The organism is Paracoccus aminovorans, from assembly GCF_001546115.1.
Lineage (GTDB): Bacteria > Pseudomonadota > Alphaproteobacteria > Rhodobacterales > Rhodobacteraceae > Paracoccus > Paracoccus aminovorans_B.
This window is the reverse complement of sequence record NZ_KQ955210.1, coordinates 186,273-193,314: the sequence shown is the minus strand read 5'-3', so window position 1 is coordinate 193,314 and position 7,042 is coordinate 186,273. Positions and strand designations below refer to the sequence as shown.

The 7,042-nt window shown below is 61.5% G+C and carries 5 protein-coding genes and 2 pseudogenes; 4 read left to right on the top strand and 3 right to left on the bottom strand.

The window, feature by feature from the left end; translation table 11 throughout:
- A partial coding sequence (locus tag ASV56_RS18715; RefSeq protein ID WP_216635420.1) for a DNA methyltransferase occupies positions 1–1,585 on the top strand: 1,585 nt, incomplete at its 5' end.
- A 4-nt stretch (positions 1,586–1,589) separates the two neighbouring features.
- A complete protein-coding gene (locus ASV56_RS18710) occupies positions 1,590–4,382 on the top strand; it encodes a BPTD_3080 family restriction endonuclease (RefSeq protein ID WP_062563514.1) in 2,793 nt (930 codons plus the stop codon).
- A 46-nt stretch (positions 4,383–4,428) separates the two neighbouring features.
- Here ASV56_RS18710 and ASV56_RS18705 read toward each other — a convergent pair whose 3' ends face one another.
- Positions 4,429–4,815, bottom strand: a complete 387-nt coding sequence (locus ASV56_RS18705) for a hypothetical protein (RefSeq protein WP_062563513.1) — start codon at positions 4,813–4,815, stop codon at positions 4,429–4,431.
- Positions 4,812–5,078, bottom strand: a complete 267-nt coding sequence (locus ASV56_RS18700) for a DUF6429 family protein (protein WP_062563512.1) — start codon at positions 5,076–5,078, stop codon at positions 4,812–4,814. The genes ASV56_RS18705 and ASV56_RS18700 overlap by 4 nt, the downstream gene beginning before the upstream one ends.
- Positions 5,079–5,703: 625 nt before the next feature.
- Here ASV56_RS18700 and ASV56_RS23095 point away from each other — a divergent pair.
- Positions 5,704–5,934: pseudogene (locus ASV56_RS23095) on the top strand (ribbon-helix-helix domain-containing protein); the annotation flags it as partial.
- 218 nt (positions 5,935–6,152) lie between these two features.
- Here the strand turns inward: ASV56_RS23095 and ASV56_RS18695 are convergent.
- A pseudogene (locus ASV56_RS18695) lies at positions 6,153–6,629 on the bottom strand (IS6 family transposase); the annotation flags it as partial.
- A 187-nt stretch (positions 6,630–6,816) separates the two neighbouring features.
- Between ASV56_RS18695 and ASV56_RS24200 the strand changes: the two are divergent.
- Positions 6,817–7,042 (top strand): hypothetical protein (locus ASV56_RS24200; RefSeq protein WP_216635419.1); only part of this gene is annotated, 226 nt, incomplete at its 3' end.

The following is a 7,042-nucleotide window of genomic DNA, read 5'->3' as shown; positions in this document are numbered from 1 at the left end:
ATACAAGGTCTTTCACTCAGTTTGGCTCGGGTTTGGCGGTGCATCCAACATGCAATACGTCGTCGAAACCAACACTCGCATTGTAGAGCGATGCATATTGATGGCGACTGATCCGAGCGATCTGGTTTTAGATATTACCTGTGGCTCCGGAACTACAGCGTTTACAGCTGAAAAATGGGGGCGTCGCTGGATCACTTGCGACACCTCACGTATCGCCGTCACGCTCGCAAAACAGCGATTGATGACTGCCAGCTTTGACTATTACATTCTAAAATACCCGCACGAAGGATTGAAGGGCGGATTTGATTATGAAACTGCAAAGCGCATAAGCCTTGGGTCGATTGGCAGTAATACGGACATCGACAAGATATATGACGAGGACCATCCCAAGATTGCCGCGGCGCTGGCCGATCTGACCAGTGCGCTGGCCGCCACCCCACCAAAGCCGCTCAAGCCGGGCCAAGGCGTGCGCAAAGGTAAGCCAGTGGACTTCGCCAAAGGCGACACCCTGCACGAATGGGAGGTGCCCTTCGACTGGCCCGACGACTGGCCCGAGGTCGCCCGCGCGTCCTTCGACGGCTTCCACGCTGTCCGGCAGGCGATGCTGCGTCGCATGGACCAGTCCATCGTCGACCATGCCGAACAGGAGACGCTTTACGACAAGCCGCGCATCGACAAATCCAAGCTGCGCATCTGCGGGCCGTTTTCAGTGGAAGCTGTGCCGGCGCCCACCGTCCTGTCGCTGGACGACAGCATCCCCCCGCAAGAGGCCAACGAGACCATCGCCCGCTCTGGCGAGACCTCGCGCCAGGCGCTGTGGCGCGATGAGCTGCTCAAGACCGGCGTGCGCGGCAAGGGCGGCGCCATGCTGCGCTTCGCCGAGTTCGAGACCCTGCCGGGGCTGAAGCACATTCACGCCAGCGGCTCGCTGGCCGAGACGGGTGAGCGCGTCGTCGTCAGCTTCGGCCCCGAGCACGCGGCGCTGGAGCAGCGTCAGGTGGAACTGGCGCTGACCGAGGCCGAGACCCTGCGCCCGTCGCCGAAATTCATCCTGTTCTGCGCCTTCACCTTCGACCCGGAAGCCGCGAAGGACATCGACGAGGTGAACTGGCCCGGCGTCACGCTGCTGAAGGCGCAGATGAACACTGATCTTCTGACCGAAGATCTGAAGAAGGGACGCAGCTCGAACCAGTCCTTCTGGCTGATGGGCCAGCCTGATGTGGACCTGCGCAAGCGCAAGGACGGGATGTGGGAGGTTCAGGTCAACGGCTTCGACTATTTCGATCCGCGCAAGGGCGATCTGGTCTCGGGTGGCACCAAGCAGATCGCCATGTGGTCGCTGGACGTGGATTACGATAACCGATCCCTGATGCCGCATCAGGTGTTCTTCCCCATGGCGGATGCCAAGGGCGGCTGGAACCGCCTGCGCAAGACCGTGAGGGCAGAGCTGGACGAGGACCTGCTGGAGCAGTTCCACGGCACCGTCTCGCTGCCCTTCGAGGCGGGCGAGAACCGCCGGATCGCGGTCAAGATCGTGGACGACCGCGGGATTGAGTCGCTCAAGATCATGTCGCTGGAGGGATAAGCCCATGTCCCTCATCATCAATTCGCCCTTCGTCTGCCCAGGCCAGCATTGGGTCGAGGCCAAGGGCGGCAAGCTGGAGATCAAGCCTGAGCGGCGGCCTGCGAGCTATGAGGTTTTCGACGCGCGCAACAACACCAAGCGCACCGAGGTGCTGGATCTGGTGAACACGATCCGCACCCGCGTGGATCAGTGGCGCGAGGACGGTTGGCCCGGCGTGACCATCGTCACCCGCAAGCTCTTGGAGCACTGGCACGACCGCGAGGCGCGGCAGCATCCGTTCTACTTCTGCCAGCTCGAGGCCATCGAGACGCTGATCTGGTGGGTCGAAGGCGCCGAAGCCTACAAGCAGGGCATCGCGATCCCCGGCGATGGCGGCGTCTGGGAGCGTCTCTGTAACAAGATGGCGACGGGCGCGGGCAAGACCACGGTGATGGCAATGATCATCACCTGGCAGGTGCTGAATGCGCTGACCTATCCGAAGCGGAACAGGGATTTCAGCCGCGCCGTGTTCATCGTTGCGCCCGGCCTGACCGTGAAGGAACGGCTGCAGGTGCTGCTGCCCAGCGAGGGCAGCTACTATGACGAGTTCAACCTGTGCCCGTCCGAGGCCCTGCGCCAGAAGCTGAACCAGGCCGAAGTGCTGATCGAGAACTGGCACACGCTGATGCCGCTGAAGGAAGCGGACCGCTCGGTGGTAAAGAAGGGACGCGAGTCCGACGAAGCCTTCACGCGGCGAGTGCTGGGCAAGCTGGCGGCGCACAAGGACATCATCGTCATCAACGACGAGGCGCACCACGCCTATCGCAAGCCGCCCGAGGTGAAGATCAGCAAGAAGCATGCCGAAGAACATGGCATCGACCTGGATGAAGCGACGCGCTGGATCGAAGGCCTCGACCGCATCCACAAGACCCGGCGCATCCAGCGCTGCTTCGACCTCTCGGCCACGCCTTTCGCGCCGACTGGCAAGAAGAGCACCGACACGGCGCTGTTCGACTGGATCATCTCGGATTTCGGCTTGAACGACGCGATCGAGGCAGGGCTGGTCAAGACACCGCGCGTCGTTGTCCGCGACAATGCGGTTCCGGATGCCAAGACGTTGCGTTCAAAGCTCTACCACATCTACCGCGACCCGACCGTTTCCGAAGACCTGAACCGCAAGGCCGAAGCGCATGAGGCGCTGCCGAAGCTGGTCCAGGACGCGTATACGTTGCTCGGTGCCGACTGGCGGGAAACCCGGGCGCAATGGCAGGAGGCCGGGCATCATTCCCCGCCGGTCATGCTGACGGTCTGCAACCGCACCGAAACCGCAGCCCGCATCGAGACCTATTTCAACAAGGGCGATGCGCACTGGCCCGAACTGCACGCACCGACACGAACGCTCCGGGTCGATTCCAAGGTGCTGGAGAAGGCCGAGATCGGCGAGACCGCGACCTCCGACAAGGATTACGAGGCACGGCTGAAGGCAATCGTCGACGCCGCGACCATCCCCGAGACCCGCCGCCAGCAGTTCCGTGCCCTGAAGAAGGAGGAACTGCTGCGCGAAATCGTGGACAACGTCGGGAAGCGGGGAGCGGCCGGACAAGACCTGCAGAACGTCATATCGGTCGCGATGCTGTCGGAGGGATGGGACGCCAAGAACGTCACGCACATCATGGGTCTCCGCGCCTTCACATCCCAGCTACTCTGCGAACAGGTCGTCGGGCGAGGATTGCGTCGGGTGTCCTACGACACGGACGAGAATGGCCTGTTCCTGCCCGAATACGTCAACGTCTTCGGTGTGCCGCTTTCCATTTCGGAAACAGGCGAAGGCGGGGAAGCTCCGCCGCCTCCGAAGCCGACCACCCAGATCGAAGTCGTGCCCGAGCGGGCCAACCTAGAGCTTCGCTGGCCGAACGTGCTGCGGGTTGAAACGGTCGTGAGACCGCAACTTGCCATGGATTGGGGTAAGGTGACACCGCTCGTGCTCGACCCCGCCAGCACGCCGATCAGCGCGGAACTGGCTCCGGCGCTCGGCGGCGCGACCGACATGGGCAAGGTGACAGCGATTGACCTCGAGAAGCTGCCAGACGGCTTCCGCCTGCAACGTCTTGTCTTTCAGGCAGCACGGAAGGCCTTCGCCGAACTCAGCCACGGTTTTTCGGGTAGCCACGAGTATCTGGCGGCGCAGCTGGTCAGGATCGTCGAGGCGTTCCTCAACTCCGACCGCCTCGACATCCCGTCGCTGTTCCACTCCGACCCGCTTCGGCGGCGGATTCTGATCGCACTCAACATCGACCTTGTCGTTCAGCATGTGCTGAGCAACGTGACCGAGCAGAACACGGAGCGCCTGACGCCGGTGTTCGACGAGGAAAACCCGATCGGCGCCACCGGCCAGATGCGGACCTGGTACACCACCAAGCCGTGCTTTCCGACCACCAAGTCGCATATCAGCCACCTGGTCGGGGATTCGTCCTGGGAGGGACATGCCGCGAACATCTTCGAGATGCGCGAAGACGTCATCGCCTACGCCAAAAACGATCATCTCGGCTTCCAGATCTACTACATGTGGGCCGGGTCAAGGCGCCGCTATGTTCCGGATTTCCTCGTGCGCCTTGCCAGCGGCACCATTCTGGCGCTTGAGATCAAGGGCACCGACAGCCCCCAGAACAAGGCCAAGCGGGACGCGTTGAACGAGTGGGTGAAGGCGGTCAACGCGGCGGGCGGCTTCGGCCACTGGGCATGGGATGTCGCGTTCAAGCCCGCGGAAATTCAGGACATTGTCACGAAGCACTCGGCCGTTGTGGAACCCGTTTCATAGTTGGATCCGGCGACCATTCGTCGAAGCCCGACCTGACCGCGAATGGCTAACTGGGCAGTTTGGCTTCCCCGCGGGAGATGGTTGCAAGGAATGACTCATCCAGCTTCGGTTCGTTCCATCGTTCGGCGACGGTCAGCCAACGGTCGAGGTGGTCGCGGAACCCCTGATCGTCAGCCTTGAGGTGAAAGGTGTAGAGCCGGTCGACGATCTGCCGCATCAGGCTTCGCATCTGGTCGTCGTCGAGATGGGAGGCGTCAGACCATCGAATCTGGCGGCCGTCGGCGTCGGTGATGAACACGTCCGAATAATCGCCCGTGTGGGTGACCGGGACGGTCCCCGCGTGCAATTCCTCGATCCCCGTGTTGCGCACACAGATCATCGCCATCAGTTTGGCCAGACGCGCCGCGATGCGGTCTTCATCGGTCGATTTCATGGTTCGGACCTTGCTGGATTCTTCGACTGCGGCTTCACGAACAACTCGGCGAGAGCCGCCTCCGCTCGCGCCAGTCCATCTTCCGTTAGGGCGAGCGATTTCGTCTTGCCGATGGGATCGTGGATCAGCCCCTTGGCGTGCAGCCGGTCGGTGATCGACCAGTCGATCCCTTTCCAGACGCGATTGCCGTCATGCAGCGTCAGGCTGAGGATCGCCAGCGCCGCGTCGTCGAGCTTATCGGTGTCGAGGTCCGGTTCCGCCATGTATAGCCTCCTTCACCGACAGGATGCCGTCGTCGGCGGAAATTCTCAATGGCGGAAGGGGCTTGCGAGGCTTCAGGAAAAAGAGCTGGTTGGATTTCCGTTCCTTTCCGTGAACGCCACTGGCATCGAAGTGTTCAGGTGGCGCGAGGAATTGGTCCAATGTTTTCCTCTGGTTACGGGCTCTACACCGAATGCGCGCAGTCGAGAGGTCCGGAGAATGTCGGGCTCAAGAGAACGTGTCCGCCTGCTATGGCGAGGACGTCGGTGCAAAGCCCCTCCCGCATAACCCTCGAAAACAACGGAAAAATCCGGCCGGAGCCAGATCGGGAGAACGCTTTCGCGAGGGCAAGTGGCGGAGGATGGGGGTCTGAAAGACAACCTTCTCCACTTATACTCGTTTGTTTTCAATAGCCTAGCGGACCAAAGATTCGGCTGATCAACGATCCTTCCGCTGATCCGCGACGATCCGCCCGTCCTCAAGCGCCACGAAGCGCGCCGCACGCACTCGCGCCGACACATCTGCGCCGCTGGCCAAGGCCAGCGGCATCCTTGATGTGTAGTGTTTCTTTGGTTATATTGAATACGCGCCGCACATGAGGAGTCTGCGAAGTCCCGCTCCACGACCATGACCGTCTGCCTCAGCGGTGCGTTCAGCGACTTCGTCGCGGCCAATGTCAGCGAGAACGGCTCCTACGAGAACATCAGCGAATACGTGCGTGACCTGATCCGGCGGGACAAGGAGCGGGCAGAGCAGGAGGCGTTCGACAGGCTGAAGGCCGAGTTGACCCGCCCCTTCGCCGGGCCCGAGACCAGCTACAAGCCGCGGACAGCGGCCGAAGTCATTGCCAGCGACCGGGCCTGCGCGTCGGCGAGAAGACCGCACCATCGGGGCCGAACAGCAGCCCCTTCATCCGTAGGGCCGCCGCCGCGTCTCGATACACCTTATCGCATCGCGGGATCCTCGTGGTCATGGAGATCGGCCAGCATCAGAATTATACGGAATCGAACCCATATGTTGCTCGCAGCACATTGAACGGTTCAAGGACGGCCATAGCGATACGCAGTGTTTACCTCCCGGTGACCTGCTTCTGGGCGGCGCCGAGTTCCCGCAGCGTAGGATCGCAGTAGATCGGTGACGATCTCCTCGGGGGGACCGCAGCGCTTCATCAGTTTCCTGAGGAAGTTCAGGGCGGCCTTGCGGTTTCGGGTCTTCGTGACCAGTCCCTCCAGCACCTCGCCCTCATGGTCGACGGCTCGCCAGAGGATGTGCTGCTCGCCGTTGATCTTCACGAACATCTCATCGAGATGCCAGCGCCATTCAGGGCCCGTCCGCAAGCGCGAGGCGCGGCGGCGCCGGATCTCGGCGGCGAACATTGGGCCGAAGCGCATTCACCACTGCCGGACTGTTTCATGGCAGATGTCGATGCCACGCTCGCGCAGCAGGTCTTCGACGTTCCGAAGCGAGAGCGGGAAGCGCACATAGAGCATGACCGCCAGGCGGATGACCTCGGGCGAGGTCTTAAAGTACCGGAAGGGCGAGGGCTGGGTTATGACAGGGTGGGTAGGGGGCTCGCCGCAGTCCGGCCAGACAGGTTTCCCTGACAGCGCCCCGGCATGCAATCGGGGAACTTTTTTCGAGCCATGGGTAGATATACTCATGACTCGAATCTGCCGCCCTCGTAACGTGTAAGCAAGATGACATGTCTGGAGTTCTAAGTAACAACAGCGCAGGTAAAGCATGCAGATTGATAATTCGCATTACGCGACATCCGCACAGCGCCGGTCTGTCTCGAATATCATGTCAATCATGTCTGAAGACCTGTCCCGAGCCAACAGGATTTTGTTGGTCGCAGAGGAACTGAACACTCTGGCGCCGCTGGCCGCGATGTCGCTATCGATCTATGACCCGCTGACCCGCAATCACAACTCAATATTTTCGCACGGATATTCCCGGGAAACCGTCG

Coding starts and splice junctions, on each gene's coding strand:
- ASV56_RS18700 (WP_062563512.1), bottom strand. CDS start 5,078: ATGGCGGAACCGGACCTCGACACCGATAAGCTCGACGACGCGGCGCTG.
- ASV56_RS18710 (WP_062563514.1), top strand. CDS start 1,590: ATGTCCCTCATCATCAATTCGCCCTTCGTCTGCCCAGGCCAGCATTGG.
- ASV56_RS18705 (WP_062563513.1), bottom strand. CDS start 4,815: ATGAAATCGACCGATGAAGACCGCATCGCGGCGCGTCTGGCCAAACTG.